Origin of the sequence: Streptomyces sp. MspMP-M5 (assembly GCF_000373585.1) — a bacterium.
Lineage (GTDB): Bacteria > Actinomycetota > Actinomycetes > Streptomycetales > Streptomycetaceae > Streptomyces.
Window position 1 is genome coordinate 50834 of record NZ_KB891896.1, and the last position, 19354, is coordinate 70187.

The window sequence follows — 19354 nt, forward strand, 5'->3', positions numbered from 1 at the left end:
CTAAGACTGGTTGCTGTGAGCAGGGAGAACGGACCGGATCCGGGGGAGCGGGGCGAGCAGCTGGCCCTGATCCGGGAGGCCGTGCGGGAGAAGAAGGCGGAGCGGGCCAAACCGCGCACCTGGCGGGGCGCCGCGCTGGCGCCGCACCTGCCGGTGGCCCGGGTACTGGTGGACAAGGGCCCCGTCCACCTCGACCGGCTCTGGGACTACGCGGTGCCCGCCGCCATGGACGCCGAGGCGCAGCCCGGGGTGCGGGTGCGGGTGCGCTTCGGGGCGGGCAGCGGCAAGGTGCGCGAGGGCCGCCGCGAGGGCGGGAGCCTGCTGGACGGGTATCTCGTCGAGCGGGTCGCCGAGTCCGACTACCGTGGACCGCTGGCGGCGCTCGCCCAGGTCGTCTCGCCGGAGCCGGTGCTCAGCGGCCCGCTGCTGGCGCTGTGCCGGGCGGTCGCCGACCGCTACGCCGGCTCGCTCGCCGATGTCCTCCAGCTCGCCCTGCCACCGCGCAACGCCAAGGCCGAGGCGGAGCGCTTCCCGCCGGCCCCGCCGCCGCCCGTCCCTCCCGCGCCGGGGAGCTGGAGCCGCTATCCGGCCGGCCCGGCGTTCCTGGAGGCGCTGGCCCGCGGCGACTCCCCGCGCGCCGTGTGGACCGCCCTGCCGGGTCCGCACTGGCCGGCCGAACTGGCCGCCGCGGTGGCCGCCACCCTGGCGTCCGGGCGCGGCGCCCTGGTGGTGATGCCCGACGGCCGCTCCGCCGCCCGGGTCGAGGCGGCGCTGACGGAGCTGATCGGGCCGGGCCGGCACACCCTCCTGGTGGCCGACTCGGGCCCCGAGGAGCGCTATCGCCGCTGGCTGGCGATACGCCGCGGCGCGGTGCGGGCCGTGGTGGGCACCCGCGCCGCCATGTACGCACCGGTCGCCGAGCTCGGCCTCGTCGCCATCTGGGACGACGGCAACACCAACCACAGCGAGATCCACGCGCCCCATCCGCACGCCCGGGACGTGCTCCTGCTCCGCGCCGTCCACGAGAAGGCCGGGTGCCTGGTCGGCGACGTGGGACGCACGGTGGAGGCCACCCAGCTGGTGGAGAACGGCTGGGCGCGTCAGCTGGCCGCTGACCGCGAAGTGGTGCGCGGCGCGGCGCCGTTGGTCCGCACCGTCGACGAGACCGAGCAGGCGCGGGACGAGGCGGCGCGGGCCGCCCGGCTGCCGTCGCTGGCCTGGCAGACGGCGCGCAAGGCGCTGGCGCACGGGCCGGTCCTGGTGCAGGTTCCGCGGCGGGGATATGTGCCCCGGCTGGCGTGCGGGCGCTGCCGCACACCGGCCCGGTGCCGGCACTGCGCCGGGCCGCTGGAGGCGCAGAGCCAGGGCGGCGCACTGTGCTGCGGCTGGTGCGGGCAGGCGGTCCCGGAGTGGTCCTGCGCGGAGTGCGGCGGCACCCGGCTGCGGGCGCAGGTCGTCGGCGCACGGCGGACGGCGGAGGAGCTCGGCCGGGCGTTCCCCGGCGTACCGGTCCGGACCTCCGGCCGGGACCACATCCTGGAGTCCGTCCCCGACCTGCCCGCGCTGGTGGTGAGCACACCGGGCGCCGAGCCGATCGCGGAGGGCGCGGGCTATGCCGCGGCGCTGCTGCTGGACGGCTGGGCGCTGCTGGGCCGGCCGGATCTGCGGGCCGGCGAGGAGGCGCTGCGCCGCTGGCTGGGCGCGGCGGCGCTGGTCCGCGGCCAGGCGGCGGGCGGCACGGTCGCGGTGATCGCGGAGCCGACGCTGCGGCCGGTGCAGGCGCTGGTGCGCTGGGATCCGGTGGGCCACGCGGTCCGGGAGCTGGCCGAGCGGGCGGAGCTGGGCTTCCCGCCGGTGTCGCGGATGGCCGCGGTGGCGGGCCGTGCCGAGGACGTGGCCGGTGTGCTGGCGGCGGCCGAACTCCCCGCGGGGGCCGAGGTGCTGGGTCCCGTTCCGGTGGCGGTGCCGGATCCCGGGCGGCCCCGCAGGCCGGGCGACCCGCCGCCGGGCGAGGTATGGGAGCGGGTGCTCGTACGGGTCCGTCCCGGGCAGGGCGGGGCGCTGGCGGCGGCGCTGAAGACGGCGCAGGCGGCCCGTCTGGTCAAGCGGGAGGGGCAGCCGGTGCGGGTGCGGGTCGATCCGCCGGATCTGGGCTGAGCGCGCCGCTTCGGCCGGTGGGCGCTCCGCTCGAAGCCCCGCCGGACGGCAGCCATCAGGCCCGTCGCATGGCACGGCACCCGGGACCGATGTCGGCGGGCGGTCCGGGTGCCGGTGCGTGGCGCCCGCGGGGTGCGGCCTGCACGGGTGGGGGAGAAGTCAGCCGTTGCGGGGGCCGGGGAAGGCGCCCGGCCGGGCCTCGTCGCGGGAGGACGCGGAGGGCTGGGTGGGCATCGACCGGGCGGCGGGGACGGACGGGGCCCCGGCGAGGCCACCGGCGATGCTGACCGCGCGGGCCGCGGCGGTGTCGGACGAGCGCACCGCGGCCTCACCGCCGTCGCCCGACGACTGGGTGGAGGCCCGCCGGGCGCCGTAACGGCGGTGCACCGCCTGCTTGGTGACGCCGAGCGCGGAGCCCACCGCGTCCCAGGAGAAGCCCAGCGAGCGGTCGAAGTCGACCGCCGCGGTGACGAGGGTCTCGACGCTGTCGCGCAGCTCCTGGGCGAGGCGCACGGTGGGGGCCGGCGCCCGCCCGTAGACGACGAAGCCCGTGGAGGGGCCCGTGCGCCGGGGCCGGTAGACGTTGCCGAGCTGTGCGGTGAGCGTGCGCAGGGCATCCACCTGCCGGCGGACCCGCTCGATGTCCCGCACCAGGAGATGCAGGCTGGCGCGTGCCTGGGCGTCGTGGGTTGCGTGGTCGGCCATGAGCAAGCCTCTCGAACCGGCGTGGAAAGGAAAGGTGAAAGCGATCGGGCCGCCAAAGCGGCCCGGAATTCGGTCAATGCTGCTTGACCAACGCGCCAGGAGCGGCTCTGGTCACGGTGCAGGGGCGTACGAGCGTGTACGCAGGGCGCGGACGGGTTCGCACGCCCCCTGGCGTTCGGCCCCATGAACCTGCGTCAAGGCGCCGCCGGGCAGGCGGGACTTCGGACTCACTCATCTAGACTGGTGCGCCGTTCCGCAGCGTGTGAGAGGTAGTCCGTCACCCATGAGGCTTGTCTTCGCCGGTACCCCCGAGGTCGCCGTACCCGCCCTCGACGCCCTGATCGCCTCGGACCGGCACGAGGTGGTGGCCGTGGTGACCCGGCCGGACGCGCCGGCCGGGCGGGGCCGCCGGCTGGTGGCCAGCCCGGTCGCGGAGCGCGCCGAGGAGGCCGGCATCGAGGTGCTCAAGCCCGTCAAGCCGCGGGACGAGGACTTCCTGGCCCGGCTGCGGGAGATCGCGCCGGACTGCTGCCCGGTGGTCGCCTACGGGGCGCTGCTGCCCAAGGCGGCGCTGGACATCCCGGCCCACGGCTGGGTCAATCTGCACTTCTCGCTGCTGCCGGCGTGGCGTGGCGCGGCGCCGGTGCAGCACGCGGTGCTCGCCGGCGACGAGATCACCGGCGCCACGACGTTCCAGATCGAGCAGGGGCTGGACTCGGGCCCGGTGTACGGGGTGCTCACCGAGGAGATCCGGCCGACGGACACCAGCGGCGATCTGCTGACCCGGCTGGCGTTCGCCGGCTCCGGTCTGCTCGCCGCCACGATGGACGGCATCGAGGACGGCACCCTCAAGGCCGTGCCGCAGCCGGCGGAGGGGATCACCCTCGCCCCGAAGATCGAGGTGGAGGACGCCCGGATCGACTGGACGGCGCCCGCGCTGCGGGTGGACCGGGTGGTCCGGGGGTGCGCCCCGGCGCCCGGCGCCTGGACGGTCTTCCGCGGGGAGCGGCTGAAGGTGATGGCGGCCGGCCCGGCCCCCGCCTACGACGGGCCGGCCCTGGCGCCGGGCGAACTGGCCGCCACCAAGAAGGCGGTGCACGCGGGCACCGGCAGCGACCCGGTGGAGCTGCTCTGGGTCCAGCCGCAGGGCAAGAAGCCGATGCGGGCCGCGGACTGGGCCCGCGGCGTGCGGATCGCGACCGGGGAGCGGCTGGAGGACTAGGGCGCTTCTGACGGGGGCGCGGGTATGTCGGCTGGGCCGGCACCCCGCCGTTCCCCCGGGGCCGTAAGTCCCCCCGCGCCAGGGCCTTCCGGTCCGCGTAGGCTGGGGCGGACCCCGTCCCGTAATACCGGAGCACCTTTCTGTGAGTCAGCAGCCGCCGCGTCGCCACGGCACCCGTAAGCCCTACCGCCGCCCCACGAAGGACCCGGTCCGGATCCTCGCGTTCGAGGCGCTGCGGGCCGTGGACCAGCGGGACGCGTACGCGAATCTTGTCCTGCCGCCGCTGCTGCGCAAGGCGCGGGCGGCCGGCGACTTCGACGCCCGGGACGCGGCGCTGGCCACCGAGCTGGTCTACGGCTCGCTGCGCCGCCAGGGCACCTACGACGCGATCCTGGCCGACTGCGTGGACCGGCCGCTGCGCGACGTCGACCCGCCGGTGCTGGACGTGCTGACGCTCGGCGTGCACCAGCTGCTCGGCACCCGCATCCCCCCGCACGCCGCGGTCGGCGCCACCGTCGAACTGGCCCGGGTGGTGGTGGGCGACGGCCGGGCGAAGTTCGTCAACGCGGTGCTGCGCAAGGTCACCGCGCACGATCTGGACGGCTGGCTGGAGCGGGTGGCTCCGGCGTACGACGAGGATCCCGAGGAGCACCTGGGGATCGTGCACGCGCATCCGCGGTGGGTCGTCTCCGCGCTCTGGGACGCGCTCGGCGGCGGGCGCGCCGGTATCGAGGAGCTGCTGGCGGCGGACAACGAGCGCCCCGAGGTGACGCTGGTGGCGCGGCCCGGCCGGTCCACCGCCGAGGAACTGCTGGCGGCCGCGGGCGAGAACGGCGCGGTGCCGGGCCGGTGGTCGCCGTACGCGGTCCGGCTCGCCGAGGGCGGGGAGCCGGGCGCGCTGGACGCGGTGCGGGAGGGGCGCGCCGGCGTGCAGGACGAGGGCAGCCAGCTGGTCGCGCTGGCGCTGGCGAACGCGCCGCTGGAGGGCCCCGACCGCGTGTGGCTGGACGGCTGCGCGGGGCCGGGCGGCAAGGCGGCGCTGCTGGGTGCGCTGGCGGCGCAGCGCGGCGCGGCGCTGCTGGCCTCGGAGAAGCAGCCGCACCGCGCGCGGCTGGTGGCCCGGGCTCTGGACGGCAACCCCGGCCCGTATGCGGTGATCGCCGCCGACGGCACCCGTCCGGCGTGGCGGCTCGGGGCCTTCGACCGGGTGCTGGTGGACGTGCCGTGCACCGGTCTGGGCGCGCTGCGCCGCCGGCCCGAGGCGCGCTGGCGGCGCCGCCCCGAGGACCTGGACGGCTTCGCTCCGCTCCAGCGGGAGCTGCTGCGGCAGGCGCTGGCGGCGGTGCGGATCGGCGGGGTGGTGGGCTATGCGACCTGTTCGCCGCATCCGGCAGAGACCCGGGCGGTGGTGGAGGACGTCCTCAAGGGGCGCGGCGGTCCGGCGGCCGCGGCCGAGTGGATCGACGCCCGGCCGCTGATGCCGGGGGTCCCGGAGCTCGGCGACGGGCCGGACGTCCAGCTGTGGCCGCACCGGCACGGCACCGACGCGATGTATCTGGCGCTGCTGCGGCGGACCGGCTGACGGTCCGCCGCCGCGGTGGCCGGTCCCGTTCGCCGGCGGCCACACCGCCGTGGGGGCGGGACGGACCAGGAGATATCTTGATGTCGAGGAATCTTGATATCTTGATGTCGAGCAATATTTGAGACGTGGATGGAGCGGAGTACCCGGTGACTGACTCGACCATCATTTACACCCACACTGACGAGGCCCCGGCCCTTGCGACGTACTCGTTCCTGCCGGTCGTGGGGGCCTACGCCGCGAAGGCCGGGGTGACGCTGGAGACCCGCGACATCTCGCTGTCCGGCCGCATCATCGCCGGCTTCCCGGAGCGCCTGACGGAGGAGCAGCGGATCGGCGACGCCCTCGCCGAGCTCGGCGAGCTGGCCAAGACGCCGGGCGCCAACATCATCAAGCTGCCGAACATCTCGGCCTCCATCCCGCAGCTGAAGGCGGCCATCGCCGAGCTCCAGGAGCAGGGCTACGCGCTGCCGGACTACCCGGACGACCCGAAGACCGACGAGGAGCGCGAGATCCGCGCCCGCTACGACAAGGTCAAGGGCAGCGCCGTCAACCCCGTGCTGCGCGAGGGCAATTCGGACCGCCGGGCGCCCGCGTCGGTCAAGAACTACGCCAAGGCCCACCCGCACCGCATGGGTGCCTGGAGCGCCGACTCCAAGACCAACGTCGCGACCATGGGCGCCGACGACTTCCGCTCGACCGAGAAGTCCACCGTGATCGCCGCGGACGGCAGCCTGCGCATCGAGCTGGTCGCCGACAACGGCACCACCACCGTGCTGCGCGAGTCCGTACCGGTCCTCGCCGGTGAGGTCGTCGACGCCTCCGTGATGCGGGTCGGCCCCCTGCGCGAGTTCCTGACCGCCCAGGTCGCCCGTGCCAAGGAAGAGGGTGTGCTGTTCTCCGCGCACCTGAAGGCCACCATGATGAAGGTCTCCGACCCGATCGTCTTCGGTCACGTCGTGCGCGCCTTCTTCCCGGAGACCTTCGCCCGCTTCGGCGCGGACCTCGCCGCCGCCGGCCTGACCCCGAACGACGGTCTGGGCGGCATCTACAAGGGCCTGGAGTCCCTGGCCAACGGCGCCGAGATCAAGGCGTCCTTCGAGGCCGAGCTGGCCGCGGGCCCGGACCTGGCCATGGTCGACTCCGACCGCGGCATCACCAACCTGCACGTGCCGTCCGACGTCATCATCGACGCCTCCATGCCGGCCATGATCCGCACCTCGGGCCACATGTGGGACAAGGACGGCAACGAGGCCGACACCCTCGCCGTCATCCCGGACTCCTCCTACGCCGGCGTCTACCAGGCCGTCATCGAGGACTGCCGGGCCAACGGCGCCTACGACCCGTCGACCATGGGCTCCGTGCCGAACGTCGGCCTGATGGCGCAGAAGGCCGAGGAGTACGGCTCGCACGACAAGACCTTCGAGATCCCGGCCACCGGCACCGTCCGGCTGGTCGACCAGGCCGGCGACGTCGTGCTGGAGCAGACCGTCTCCGAGGGCGACATCTTCCGCGCCTGCCAGACCAAGGACGCGCCGATCAAGGACTGGGTCAAGCTGGCCGTCACGCGCGCCCGCGCCACCGGCGACCCGGCCGTGTTCTGGCTGGACGCCGAGCGGGCCCACGACGCCCAGCTGATCAAGAAGGTCGAGCAGTACCTGCCGGAGTTCGACGCCGAGGGCCTGGACATCCGCGTCCTCTCCCCGGTCGAGGCCACCAAGCTCTCCGTCGAGCGCATCCGCCGCGGCCAGAACACCATCTCGGTCACCGGCAACGTCCTGCGCGACTACCTGACCGACCTGTTCCCGATCCTGGAGCTGGGCACCAGCGCCAAGATGCTCTCGGTCGTCCCGCTGATGAACGGCGGCGGCCTGTTCGAGACCGGCGCCGGCGGTTCCGCCCCCAAGCACGTCCAGCAGCTGGTCAAGGAGAACTACCTGCGCTGGGACAGCCTGGGCGAGTTCCTCGCGCTCGCGGTCAGCTTCGAGCACCTGGCGAACACCACGGGCAACGCCCGCGCCAAGGTCCTCGCCGACACCCTGGACCGCGCGACCGGCTCGTTCCTCAACGAGAACAAGTCGCCGAGCCGCCGGCTGGGCGGCATCGACAACCGCGGCAGCCACTTCTACCTCGCCCTCTACTGGGCCCAGGAGCTGGCCAAGCAGACCGACGACGCGCAGCTCGCCGAGGCGTTCGGGCCGCTGGCCAAGACGCTGACCGAGCAGGAGCAGACCATCGTCGACGAGCTGATCGCGGTGCAGGGCTCCCCGGCCGACATCGGCGGCTACTACCGCCCCGACCCGGCCAAGGCGTCCGCCGTGATGCGTCCGTCGAAGACGCTGAACCAGGCGCTGGCGGCCCTCCAGGGCTGACCACCGCAGCACCTCGGCACCACCTCGTCCGCCCCGGCCGGGCCGCGCGTCCGGCCGGGGCGGCCCGGTGTGTGCCGGACCCGGAGTGACGGGGATCCGGGGCGCCGCGGCCCGGCCGCGGGCGGACCGCCATACTGGGGGCATGGCCTTGATCAACCCCAGCATCCTGTCCGCCGACTTCGCCCGCCTCGCAGAGGAGGCGAGGGCCGTCGAGGGCGCCGACTGGCTCCATGTCGACGTGATGGACAACCACTTCGTCCCCAACCTCACCCTCGGTGTGCCGATCGTCGAGTCGCTGAGCAGGGCGACGGACACCCCCCTCGACCTGCACCTGATGATCGAGGACCCGGACCGCTGGGCGCCGCAGTACGTGGAGGCCGGGGCCGGTTCGGTCACCTTCCACGCGGAGGCGGCCGGGGCGCCGGTGCGACTGGCGCGGGAGATCCGGGCCAAGGGCGCGCGGGCGTCGATGGCGCTGAAGCCGGCCACCCCGATCGAGCCGTTCGAGGACCTGCTGCCCGAGCTGGACATGCTGCTGATCATGACCGTCGAGCCCGGCTTCGGCGGTCAGGCGTTCCTGGACATCATGCTGCCGAAGATCCGCCGCACCCGGGAGCTGATCTCGCGGCACGGCCTGCAGATGTGGCTCCAGGTGGACGGCGGGGTCTCCGCGGAGACCATCGAGCGGTGCGCGGAGGCCGGCGCCGACGTGTTCGTGGCCGGCTCCGCGGTGTACGGGGCGGACGACCCGGCCAAGGCCGTCCGCGACCTGCGGGAGAAGGCCGAGGCGGCGACCGCCGCGAGCTGGGGCTGCGCCCACTGATCGCCCCCTGGTCGAGGAGACCCGGCCCGTACGGGACCCGGGGCCGGGTACGTCGGACATGTCACGCGCCCTCGGTTGTCCTGGTGGCAACCGAGCGTTCATGCCCGTCGTGCCGGTCTTGGTCCCCGTACACCTCGGGTTTCTGAAAGGATGAGCAAAGACTCGATCAGATGCGCAAAAGGGGAGAAATTCGTGGTAGCCAGCCGCCCGCAGTCCGGAATGGGCCCCGCCGAGCTGGTGCAGGCCGCGGCCATGGCCCGCCGCTTCTATCTCGAGGGCAAGTCCAAGATCCAGATCGCGGAGGAGTTCGGCGTCAGCCGCTTCAAGGTCGCCCGCGTCCTGGAGACGGCCCTGGAGCGTGATCTCGTACGGATCGAGATCCGGGTGCCCTCCGAACTCGACGCGGAGCGCTCCGACGCCCTGCGCGCCCGTTACGGCCTGCGGCACGCGGTCGTCGTCGAATCGCCCGCGGACGCGTCGGAGGACGCCGCCGACCCGGAGAACCTCGGCGAGGTGGCGGCCGACCTCCTCGGCGAACTCGTCGCCGAGGGCGATGTGCTGGGGCTCGCCTGGGGGCGTTCGATGATCCACATGGCGGCGGCACTGCACCACCTCCCGCCGTGCACCGTCGTCCAGCTGACCGGGGTCTACGACGCCGGCACCGCCGACCGCGGCTCGGTCGAGGCGGTCCGCCGCGCGGCCGACGTCTCCGGCGGCGAGGCGCACCCGATCTACGCGCCGATGCTGCTGCCCGACTCGGCGACCGCCGCCGCGCTGCGCGGCCAGACCGGCATCGCCCGCGCCTTCGAGTACTTCGACAAGGTCACCGTCGCCTGCGTCTCCATCGGCTCGTGGGAGCCGGGCGTCTCGACCGTCTACGACATGCTGTCGGAGGAGGAGCGGGAGCACTACGCCTCGCTGGGCGCGGTCGCCGAGTCGTCCTCGCACCTCTTCGACGCCGAGGGGCGGCGGGTCGGCCGCGACCTGGGCGAGCGCTGCATCACCGTCGAGGCGGACCGGCTGCGCCGCATCCCCGAGGTGGTGGCGATCGCCGGCGGCCGGCGCAAGGCCGCGGCGATCGGCGCGGTGCTCCGCTCCGGTCTGGTGACGAGCCTGGTGACGGACACCGCGGCCGCCGACCACCTGCTGCTGGAGACCGGCCCCGGCCCGCGGCCGGCGCTGGACCGGGCGGACCCCGACGGGAAGTGAGCGCGCGGCCCGGGGCGTCCGCCGGCGAGCAGCCCGAGCGCGGCTGTGACAGCATCGGCGCATGCTGATCCACACCGCGCCGCGCCGGGCCGCCGCCGTCCTCGGCGCGCTGCTCGCCGCGCTGCTCCTCGTCCTGACCGGCTGCTCCACCGGCGGTGACGGCAAGGGGAGTTCGGCCCCCTCGCACCGGCCGTCCGCGACCGCCACGGCCGGCGGCCGGCCGTCCGGCGGCGCCGCACCGGGCTGGGCCAAGGGCCTGCCGACCGTCCCGGCCGACCGGCTGCCCGCCGAGGCCCGCCGCACCCTGAAGCTGATCGACGCCGGCGGGCCGTTCCCGTACCCGAAGGACGGCACCGTCTTCGGCAACTACGAGAAGCGGCTGCCCGCCGAGCCGCGCGGCTACTACCACGAGTACACGGTCGACACCCCCGGTGCGAAGAACCGCGGCGCCCGCCGCCTGATCACCGGCAAGCACCACGAGTTCTTCTACACCGGCGACCACTACAAGAGCTTCCAGGCGGTGCTCCGGTGAGCCCCGAGGTGCCCCGGGGACTGGCCGCGGTGCTCGACGGGCGGACGCCGGCGGGGGTGCTGCCCTGGCCGGCCGACCGCCCGGTGGCGGACGCGCTGGCCGCCGCCCGGGACGCGGGCTGGCACGCCGCGACCCTGGACCTCGGCGGGGCCGCCGACAAGGCCGCGTTCCTGGACCGCTGCGCGGACGCCCTGGACTTCCCCGGGTACTTCGGCCACAACTGGGACGCCCTGGCCGACTGCCTCACCGACCTGTCGTGGCTGCCGCCGGCCCGCGGCCGCCTGCTGGTCGTCACCGGCTGGCAGGAGTACGCGGCCGCCGTCCCCGAGGACTGGGCCGTGGTCGAGGGGGTGCTGGCGGACGCCGTGGGGTACTGGCGGGACACCGACACCGGGCTCGCGGTGATCATGGCCGGCGGGCGCGGCCGGCAGGGCGCGTAGTTCCGGCCCCGCCCGCCGGGGCGCCGTTCCGCGACGCCGCGGATGCGTCCGGTGAGCCGGCGTCCCGGTGGGCGGACCGCGCGTTGGCGGATCGCACACACGATCCCAGGCCGCCGTAGGACTATCGCATGAGTCCTGGTCAGGCCCCGTATCCTGGGCTATATGCGATTCCTCAATCCGAAGAACGGCGCCCTCGAAGAGAGTTCTTCGGTGCCCTACGACCTGACCTACGACGATGTCTTCATGGTGCCCGGCCGCTCGTCGGTGGGCTCCCGCCAGGCCGTGGACCTCGCCTCGCGCGACGGCTCCGGCACGACCATCCCCCTCGTGGTCGCCAACATGACGGCGATCGCCGGCCGCCGCATGGCCGAGACCGTGGCCCGCCGCGGTGGTCTGGTCGTGATCCCGCAGGACATCCCGATCGACGTCGTCACCGACGTCATCACCTGGGTCAAGCAGCGCCACCTGGTGCTGGACACGCCGATCGTGCTCTCCCCGGTCTCCACCGTGGCCGACGCGCTGTCGCTGCTGCCCAAGCGGGCGCACGGCGCGGGCATCGTCGTCGAGGGCGGCCGGCCGGTCGGCGTCGTCACCGAGCACGACCTGGCCGGGGTGGACCGCTTCACCCAGGTCGCCGAGGTCATGTCCAAGGACCTGCTGGTCCTGGACGCGGACATCGACCCCCGCGAGGCGTTCAACCGCCTCGACGCAGCCAACCGCAAGCTGGCCCCCGCGGTCGACGCGGACGGCATGCTGGTCGGCATCCTGACCCGCAAGGGCGCGCTGCGCGCCACCCTGTACACCCCCGCCACCGACGCCGAGGGCAAGCTGCGGATCGCCGCCGCCGTCGGCATCAACGGCGACGTGGCCGGCAAGGCCAAGGCGCTGCTGGACGCCGGTGTGGACACCCTCGTCGTGGACACCGCGCACGGCCACCAGGAGTCGATGATCAGCGCGATCAAGGCGGTCCGGGCGCTGGACCCGCAGGTCCCGATCGTCGCCGGCAACATCGTCGCCGCCTCCGGCGTGCGTGACCTCATCGAGGCCGGCGCGGACATCATCAAGGTCGGTGTCGGCCCGGGCGCGATGTGCACCACCCGCATGATGACCGGCGTCGGCCGGCCGCAGTTCTCCGCGGTGCTGGAGTGCGCCGCCGAGGCCCGCAAGTACGGCAAGCACGTCTGGGCCGACGGCGGTGTCCGGCACCCCCGCGACGTGGCCATGGCGCTGGCCGCGGGCGCGTCCAACGTCATGATCGGCTCGTGGTTCGCCGGCACCCTGGAGTCGCCCGGCGACCTCCAGCACACCGCCGAGGGCCGGCCGTACAAGGAGAGCTTCGGCATGGCCTCGGCGCGTGCGGTGCGCAACCGCACCAGCGAGGAGTCGGCCTACGACCGCGCCCGCAAGGCGCTGTTCGAGGAGGGCATCTCCACCTCCCGGATGTTCATCGACCAGGCCCGGCCCGGCGTCGAGGACCTGATCGACTCGATCATCGCGGGCGTCCGCAGCTCCTGCACCTACGCCGGCGCGGCCTCCCTCGAGGAGTTCGCGGAGAAGGCCGTGGTCGGCGTCCAGAGCGCCGCCGGCTACGCCGAGGGCAAGCCGCTGCACAACAGCTGGAACTGACCCGCCGAGCCGCCGACGGCTCCGTACCTGCCGCTCACCGGCCCCGCACCGACCTGGTGCGGGGCCGGTCGCGTTCTCCGGGCACGGTCGTGATTCACTGGGTGGAGCGCAACGTTCCGCCGCTGTTCTCGGCTGTGCGCAACGTTCCACCGCGGTTGCGCAAGGAAGCTGCATTACGGCGGGTGAACGAGGGGCCGTAAGGTCATGCGCTGTACGTGGAGTGGCGGAGACCGCCTGCTCGGCGGTCTCCTGCTGCAGGGTGGTTCTTCCTGCCTGCCCGGCCGCCGCGGTCCCGTCACCGCAATGTGCCGGAACGTGTCCGTCCGACCGGCAGCGACGAAGGAGCCCCAGTGTTGGAGAACGGCGCCGCCCCGCCCCCCGGGGACAGCTATTCCCCGCCGCCCGCCGGCGGAGTCGCCACCCGGCTGCTGCGCCGCAAACCGGTCGAACGGCTGGTCGCCGAGGGCGGCCAGGGCGAGGGGGGCACGCTCCGCCGCTCGATGGGCGTCTGGCAGCTGACCATGATCAGCATCGGTGCCACGCTCGGCACCGGCATCTTCGTCGTCCTCGGCGAGGCCGTCCCGGCCGCCGGCCCGGCGGTCGTGCTGTCCTTCGTCATCGCCGGCATCACCGCGCTGTTCTCCGCGCTCTCCTACGCCGAGCTGGCCGGCACGATCCCCGTCTCCGGCTCGTCCTACTCCTACGCCTACGCCACCCTCGGCGAGCTGGTCGCCTGGGTCTGCGGCTGGTGCCTGATCCTGGAGTACGGCGTATCGGTCGCCGCCGTCGCGGTCGGGTGGGGCCAGTACCTCAACGAGTTCCTCGCCGGGACGCTGGGCTTCACCATCCCCGACGCGCTCTCCGCACCGCCGGGACAGGGCGGCTACTTCAACCTGCCGGCGCTGCTGGTGGTGCTGCTGGCGATGGCGTTCCTGCTGGGCGGCGCCAAGGAGAGCGCCCGGGCCAACACCATCATGGTGGTCGTCAAGATCGTCACGCTGCTGATGTTCTGCGCGGTCGCCTTCCAGGGCGTGAAGTCCGGCAACTACGCGAACTTCATGCCGATGGGCATGGCGGGCGTCAGCGCCGCCGGCGCCACCCTGTTCTTCTCCTACATCGGCTTCGACGCCGCCTCCACCGCGGGTGAGGAGGCCCGCAACCCGCAGCGCGACCTGCCGCGCGCGATCATGCTCTCGCTGGTGATCGTCACCGCGCTGTACTGCCTGGTGGCGGCCATCGCCGTGGGCGCCCTGCCGTGGCAGAAGTTCAAGGGCGCGGAGGCGGCGCTGGCCGGCATCCTCAAGTCCGTCTCCGGGCACGACTACTGGTCGGTCCTGCTGGCCTTCGGCGCCGTCGTCGCCATCGCCAGCGTCGTACTGACCGTGCTCTACGGCCAGACCCGGATCCTCTTCGCGATGTCCCGCGACCGCCTGGTGCCCAAGGCGTTCTCCAAGGTGCACGCCAGGACCGGCGTGCCCCGGGTCAACACCGTGATCGTCTCCCTCTTCTGCGGTGTGCTCGCCGCCGCGGTGCCGCTCGGCGAGCTGGCGGACGCCACCAGCATCGGCACGCTCTTCGCGTTCGCGCTGGTCAACATCGCCGTGATCGTGCTGCGCAGGACCCGGCCGGACATGCCGCGGGCGTTCCGCACGCCGTTCTCGCCCCTCTTCCCGGCGATCGGCTTCCTGCTCTGCGCCTTCATGATGTCCCGCCTCGGCCCGGTGACCTGGGTGGTCTTCGGTGTCTGGATGGCGGTCGGCCTTGTGATCTACTTCGGTTACGGCATGCGCCGCTCCCGATTGGCCACCGCAGAGAAGTGATCCACCCGTAGTGCGACTGAACGATCTCGACGAACGCATCGTCCACGCCCTCGCCGAGGACGCCCGCCGCAGCTACGCGGACATCGGCCAGGAGGTCGGCCTGTCCGCACCGGCGGTCAAGCGCCGGGTGGACCGGCTGCGGGCGGACGGCGCGATCACCGGGTTCACGGTGCGCGTCGACCCGGCCGCCCTCGGCTGGGAGACCGAGGGGTTCATCGAGATCTTCTGCCGCCGCAACACCTCGCCCGAGGCGATCCACCGCGGCCTGTCGCGCTACCCCGAAGTGGCGTCCGCCTCCACCGTCACCGGCGAGGCGGACGCCCTGGTGCAGGTCTTCGCCTCCGACATGCGCCACTTCGAACGGGTCCTGGAGCGGATCGCCGGTGAACCCTTCGTCGAGCGCACCAAGTCCGTCCTGGTCCTCTCCCCGCTGCTGCGCCGCTACGGTTCCGGGGCGCCCCGCTAGAAGCGGCGGCAGGCCGGTCCTACGCGGCGGTCGCCGGGCCCATGCCCGCCGGCAGGCGCGGTGGCGTGCCGCGGGTCCATACGACGCGGAGCGCGGAGGCGGCGATCCGCCAGCCGTCCGGGGTCCGGAGCAGCTCGGTCTCCGCGTGCCCGCCCGAGACGAAGAGCGCCTCGGAGCCGTCCGCCAGGACATGGGTGCTCAACTGGCCGGCGCGGGCGGTGGCGCGGTCGCCGTCGATCTCGACGACGGGGCTGCCGCCCAGGTGCACGGTCCGGTCGAACAGCGCCATGCCCTCCCGGATGCGCGCCACGACGGCGTCCCGCCCGCGGACCGTGCCGATCGGCATCTCGGCGGTGGCGTCCTCGGTGTAGAAGGCGCGGCCCCACGCCTCGTCGAAGACCCCCTCGTCCAGGGAGCGCAGACAGCGGTCCAGCAGGTCGGTGATGTCGGCGCGGTCGGTGAGGTGCTGGAGCTGCCGTTCCACGGGGAGCCGGGTGGCCTCGGCGAGGGAACCGGCGGGGGCGGTGGGCGCGGTCTCGTGTGCGGTCATGCGGCGATCTTGTGACCTCAAGTGGGCTTGAGGTCAAGTGGGGGTGGCGAGGGGGCGATCCGGGGCCGGTGCGGCCGTGCGGTGTGGCGGGTGGGGCGGCGGTCGTCGCGAGTGGCCTGCGTCACCCCGTCGACGCGCCGCCGGCCAGCGGCGATGCGCCGCGCAACGAATCGCCGCGGCAGCCCTTGAACGCGCAACGAATCGTCCGTCGCCGTGCAACGCCGGCACCTTGTCCGGGGTCGGCGGCGGCCCGTACCGTCATTGCGTCCCGCCCGAACCGCCACCGCCGAGGGGTCCCATGTCGCCGTTGCACACCGCCCTGCTCCAGAGTTCGGGACGGCCCGGCGATGTGGCGCACAACCTCAAGGCCCTCGACGACGCGGCCCGCGCGGCGGCCGCGACCGGCGCCCGGCTGCTGGCCTGCCCCGAGCTGTTCCTCACCGGCTACGCGATCGGCGGCGATCTGCACCGCCTCGCCGAGCCGGCCGACGGCGCGAGCGCCCGGGCCGTCGCGGAGATCGCCGCCGCCCACCGGATCGCGGTCCTCTACGGCTACCCGGAGCGCGACCCCGAGGAGCACGGCGTCGTCTACAACTCCGCCCGGCTGATCGGCCCCGACGGCACCCCGCTCGCCAACTACCGCAAGACGCACCTCTTCGGCTGCTTCGAGCGCGAGTGGTTCACCCCGGGCGACCGGCAGGTCGTCCAGGCGGAGCTGGACGGGATCCGGATCGGCCTGCTGATCTGCTACGACGTGGAGTTCCCGGAGAACGTCCGGGCGCACGCGCTGGCCGGGACCGATCTGCTGCTGGTGCCCACCGCGCAGATGCACCCCTTCCAGATCGTGCCGGAGCAGATGATCCCGGTGCGCGCCTTCGAGAACCAGATGTACGTGGCGTACGTCAACCGCGTCGGCGCGGAGGGCGAGTTCGAGTTCGTCGGCCTCAGCTGCCTGGCCGGACCGGACGGCGTCGTCCGCACCCGCGCCGGACGCTCCGAGCAGCTGGTGCAGGCCGCCGTCGACCCGGCCTTCCTCAAGGAGGCGCGGGCGAACAACCCCTATCTGCACGACCGGAGGCCGGAGCTCTACACCGACCTCGCCTGAACCGACCGGCGCCGCCCCGCGCCCCGTACACCGGCCGACCGGTGACACCTCCCCGCCGGCCCCGATCACCCCCGTCCCGCCCCTCGCGTACCCGTGCGCCCCGGCCCGCCCGCCCGCGCCCGATACGCCCCGTTACGCCCGCCCCGCCCGCAAGGAGTCCGCCCCGATGACGTCCACGGTGCCCCCCGCCGTCCCGCACACCGCCGCGCAGCCGCCGATCACCATGTTCGGCCCGGACTTCCCCTACGCGTACGACGACTTCCTCGCGCACCCCGCGGGCCTCGGCCAGATCCCGGCGACCGAGCACGGCACCGAGGTGGCCATCGTCGGCGGCGGCCTCTCCGGCATCGTCACCGCGTACGAGCTGATGAAGATGGGCCTCAGGCCCGTCGTCTACGAGGCGGACCAGATAGGCGGCCGGCTGCGCACCGTCGGCTTCGACGGCTGCTCCGCCGCCGAGGGCGAAGCGGAGCTCAACTGCGAGCTGGGCGCGATGCGCTTCCCGCCGTCCTCCACCGCCCTCCAGCACTACATCGACCTGGTGGGCCTTACGACCAGGCCGTTCCCCAACCCGCTGGCCGAGTCCACCCCGTCGACCGTCGTCGACCTCAAGGGCGAGTCGCACTACGCCGAGACCCTCGACGACCTGCCGCCGGTCTACCGCCAGGTCGCCGAGGCGTGGAACGCCTGCCTGGAGGAGGGCGCCGACTTCTCCGACATGAACCAGGCCATGCGCGAGCGCGACGTCCCGCGCATCCGCGAGATCTGGGCGAAGCTCGTCGAGAAGCTCGACAACCAGACCTTCTACGGCTTCCTCTGCGACTCCTCGGCCTTCACGTCCTTCCGGCACCGCGAGATCTTCGGCCAGGTCGGCTTCGGCACCGGCGGCTGGGACACCGACTTCCCCAACTCCATCCTGGAGATCCTGCGGGTCGTCTACACCGAGGCCGACGACCACCACCGCGGCATCGTCGGCGGCTCCCAGCAGTTGCCGCTGCGCCTGTGGGAGCGCGAGCCGCGCAAGATCGTGCACTGGGCGCCGGGCACCTCGCTGTCCTCGCTGCACGACGGCGCGCCCCGGCCGGCCGTGACCCGGCTGCACCGCACCGCCGGCAACCGCATCACCGTCACCGACGCCTCCGGCGACATCCGCTCCTACAAGGCGGTGGTCTTCACCGCGCAGAGCTGGATGCTGCTGTCGAAGATCGAGTGCGACGACGACCTGTTCCCGATCGACCACTGGACGGCGATCGAGCGCACCCACTACATGGAGTCCAGCAAGCTGTTCGTCCCCGTGGACCGGCCGTTCTGGCTGGACAAGGACGAGGAGACCGGCCGCGACGTCATGTCGATGACGCTCACCGACCGGATGACGCGCGGGACGTACCTCCTCGACAACGGCCCGGACCAGCCGGCCGTCATCTGCCTCTCCTACACCTGGTGCGACGACAGCCTGAAGTGGCTGCCGCTGTCGGCGAACGAGCGCATGGAGGTCATGCTCAAGTCGCTCGGCGAGATCTACCCCAAGGTCGACATCCGGAAGCACATCATCGGAAACCCGGTGACCGTCTCCTGGGAGAACGAGCCCTACTTCATGGGCGCGTTCAAGGCCAACCTGCCCGGCCACTACCGCTATCAGCGGCGCCTGTTCACCCACTTCATGCAGGAGCTGCTCCCCGAGGACAAGCGCGGCATCTTCCTCGCCGGCGACGACATCTCCTGGACGGCGGGCTGGGCCGAGGGTGCGATCCAGACCGCGCTGAACGCGGTGTGGGGCGTGATGCACCACCTCGGCGGCGGCACCGACGCGGCCAACCCGGGCCCCGGCGACGTCTACGACGAGATCGCGCCGGTGGAGCTCCCGGAGGACTGAGCGTCCGGGCCCGGGCGTCCTGCCCCGCGCACGTCCGCGGCCGGGCTACAGCCCGGCCGCCCGCACCCGCCCCCAGTGCCCGGCCCTATCCCAGTGGTGTCAGCAGGCAGCGTCCGATCAGGCCGACGCTCGCGTCCAGGCGGTCGGCGAACTCCTCGGCGATCTCCGGGAGCCGGCGGACGCCCCACATCATCCGGGCCGCGGCCCAGGCGCCGTCGCGGGCCTTCTCCAGACTCCACGAGCCGATGAGGTGGGTGAGCGGATCGGCGATGTCCAGGAGGTCGGGACCGGGCATCAGGGTCTCGCGGATGCCCTCCTCCAGGCCGGTGAGGAGGGTGCCGATGCGGTCGAAGTCGCCTTCCAGGGCGGGTGGTTCGCACTCCAGGGCCCGGCAGGTGTCCACGACGGCCAGGGCCAGGTCGTGGCCGATGTGCGCGTTGATACCGGCCAGGGCGAACTGCAGCGGGCGGACCCGGGGGTGTCGCCGCAGCTGGAACAGCGGCCGCCAGCAGGCCGGCGGCCGCAGCCCGGTGGCGTCGGCGTCCACCGCCGTGAAGTAGCGGCGGGCGAACCGGACGTCCAGTTCGCCGGCGGCCTTCGGGTCCTCGAAGGCGCCGCCGCCCACCTGCTGCGCGACGGCCTCGGTGACGGCGAGGTAGACGCGGTTGAACACCGCCACCCCGTCGTCGGCGGGCAACACCTGGTCCAGTGCCCGCATCCGCGCCAGGACGTGTGCCACCCCTGCTGTCGTCGCAGGTCCGGTGGTGCAAGGGGGCCGGGCGGCGGGTGCCGCGGTGGTGCGCCGCGGGCCCGTTTCGCCGTTCTGCTGAAGGGTCGTCATCCGCTCAGCGTGACATCAGGATACCCGCGAATAT

At 73.5% G+C, this 19354-nt stretch carries 16 protein-coding genes; 13 read left to right on the top strand and 3 right to left on the bottom strand.

Translation table 11 applies throughout. The annotated features are described in order from the left end of the window. Positions 1 to 15: 15 nt before the first annotated feature. On the top strand, positions 16 to 2157 hold the full coding sequence (locus B073_RS0119940; RefSeq protein WP_018539847.1) for a primosomal protein N': 2142 nt from the start codon (positions 16 to 18) through the stop codon (positions 2155 to 2157). A 159-nt stretch (positions 2158 to 2316) separates the two neighbouring features. Here B073_RS0119940 and B073_RS0119945 read toward each other — a convergent pair whose 3' ends face one another. Continuing rightward, positions 2317 to 2862, bottom strand: a complete 546-nt coding sequence (locus B073_RS0119945) for a hypothetical protein (protein WP_018539848.1) — start codon at positions 2860 to 2862, stop codon at positions 2317 to 2319. 283 nt (positions 2863 to 3145) lie between these two features. On the opposite strand from B073_RS0119945, the gene fmt reads away from it, so the two are divergent. From fmt to B073_RS0119995, 10 genes are all read left to right on the top strand, one after another. Continuing rightward, positions 3146 to 4084: a methionyl-tRNA formyltransferase gene (gene fmt / locus B073_RS0119950; RefSeq protein WP_018539849.1), complete on the top strand. Its 939-nt coding sequence runs from the start codon at positions 3146 to 3148 to the stop codon at positions 4082 to 4084. 142 nt (positions 4085 to 4226) lie between these two features. After that, on the top strand, positions 4227 to 5666 hold the full coding sequence (locus B073_RS0119955; RefSeq protein ID WP_018539850.1) for an RsmB/NOP family class I SAM-dependent RNA methyltransferase: 1440 nt from the start codon (positions 4227 to 4229) through the stop codon (positions 5664 to 5666). Positions 5667 to 5812: 146 nt separating this feature from the next. Next, entirely contained in the window at positions 5813 to 8035 is a 2223-nt protein-coding gene (locus B073_RS0119960) for an NADP-dependent isocitrate dehydrogenase (RefSeq protein ID WP_018539851.1), read from the top strand. Between the two features lie 142 nt (positions 8036 to 8177). Beyond that, positions 8178 to 8858: a ribulose-phosphate 3-epimerase gene (gene rpe / locus B073_RS0119965; protein ID WP_018539852.1), complete on the top strand. Its 681-nt coding sequence runs from the start codon at positions 8178 to 8180 to the stop codon at positions 8856 to 8858. Positions 8859 to 9077: 219 nt separating this feature from the next. Further along, complete coding sequence (locus tag B073_RS0119970; RefSeq protein WP_018539853.1) at positions 9078 to 10067, top strand: sugar-binding transcriptional regulator; 990 nt, start codon at positions 9078 to 9080, stop codon at positions 10065 to 10067. Between the two features lie 61 nt (positions 10068 to 10128). Beyond that, a complete protein-coding gene (locus B073_RS0119975) occupies positions 10129 to 10599 on the top strand; it encodes a ribonuclease domain-containing protein (RefSeq protein ID WP_018539854.1) in 471 nt (156 codons plus the stop codon). Next, a complete protein-coding gene (locus tag B073_RS0119980) occupies positions 10596 to 11039 on the top strand; it encodes a barstar family protein (RefSeq protein ID WP_018539855.1) in 444 nt (147 codons plus the stop codon). Before B073_RS0119975 ends, B073_RS0119980 begins: the two co-directional genes overlap by 4 nt. A 162-nt stretch (positions 11040 to 11201) precedes the next feature. Next, positions 11202 to 12665: a GuaB1 family IMP dehydrogenase-related protein gene (locus tag B073_RS0119985; RefSeq protein WP_018539856.1), complete on the top strand. Its 1464-nt coding sequence runs from the start codon at positions 11202 to 11204 to the stop codon at positions 12663 to 12665. A gap of 350 nt (positions 12666 to 13015) precedes the next feature. Then, positions 13016 to 14485 carry an amino acid permease gene (locus B073_RS0119990; RefSeq protein WP_018539857.1) on the top strand — a complete coding sequence of 490 codons (1470 nt, stop codon included), beginning with the start codon at positions 13016 to 13018 and terminating at the stop codon, positions 14483 to 14485. 10 nt (positions 14486 to 14495) lie between these two features. Next, on the top strand, positions 14496 to 14951 hold the full coding sequence (locus B073_RS0119995; protein WP_018539858.1) for an Lrp/AsnC family transcriptional regulator: 456 nt from the start codon (positions 14496 to 14498) through the stop codon (positions 14949 to 14951). 19 nt (positions 14952 to 14970) lie between these two features. Here the strand turns inward: B073_RS0119995 and B073_RS0120000 are convergent, their stop codons facing one another. Further along, entirely contained in the window at positions 14971 to 15501 is a 531-nt protein-coding gene (locus B073_RS0120000; RefSeq protein ID WP_018539859.1) for a nuclear transport factor 2 family protein, read from the bottom strand. A gap of 298 nt (positions 15502 to 15799) precedes the next feature. Between B073_RS0120000 and B073_RS0120005 the strand changes: the two genes are divergently transcribed. Together B073_RS0120005 and B073_RS0120010 are read left to right on the top strand one after the other, a co-directional pair. Continuing rightward, positions 15800 to 16606: a carbon-nitrogen hydrolase family protein gene (locus B073_RS0120005; protein WP_018539860.1), complete on the top strand. Its 807-nt coding sequence runs from the start codon at positions 15800 to 15802 to the stop codon at positions 16604 to 16606. 166 nt (positions 16607 to 16772) lie between these two features. Next, on the top strand, positions 16773 to 18479 hold the full coding sequence (locus tag B073_RS0120010; RefSeq protein ID WP_018539861.1) for a flavin monoamine oxidase family protein: 1707 nt from the start codon (positions 16773 to 16775) through the stop codon (positions 18477 to 18479). Between the two features lie 85 nt (positions 18480 to 18564). On the opposite strand, the gene B073_RS0120015 is transcribed toward B073_RS0120010, so the two are convergent. After that, entirely contained in the window at positions 18565 to 19320 is a 756-nt protein-coding gene (locus tag B073_RS0120015) for a DUF5995 family protein (protein ID WP_267881425.1), read from the bottom strand. Between the last annotated feature and the right edge of the window lie 34 nt (positions 19321 to 19354).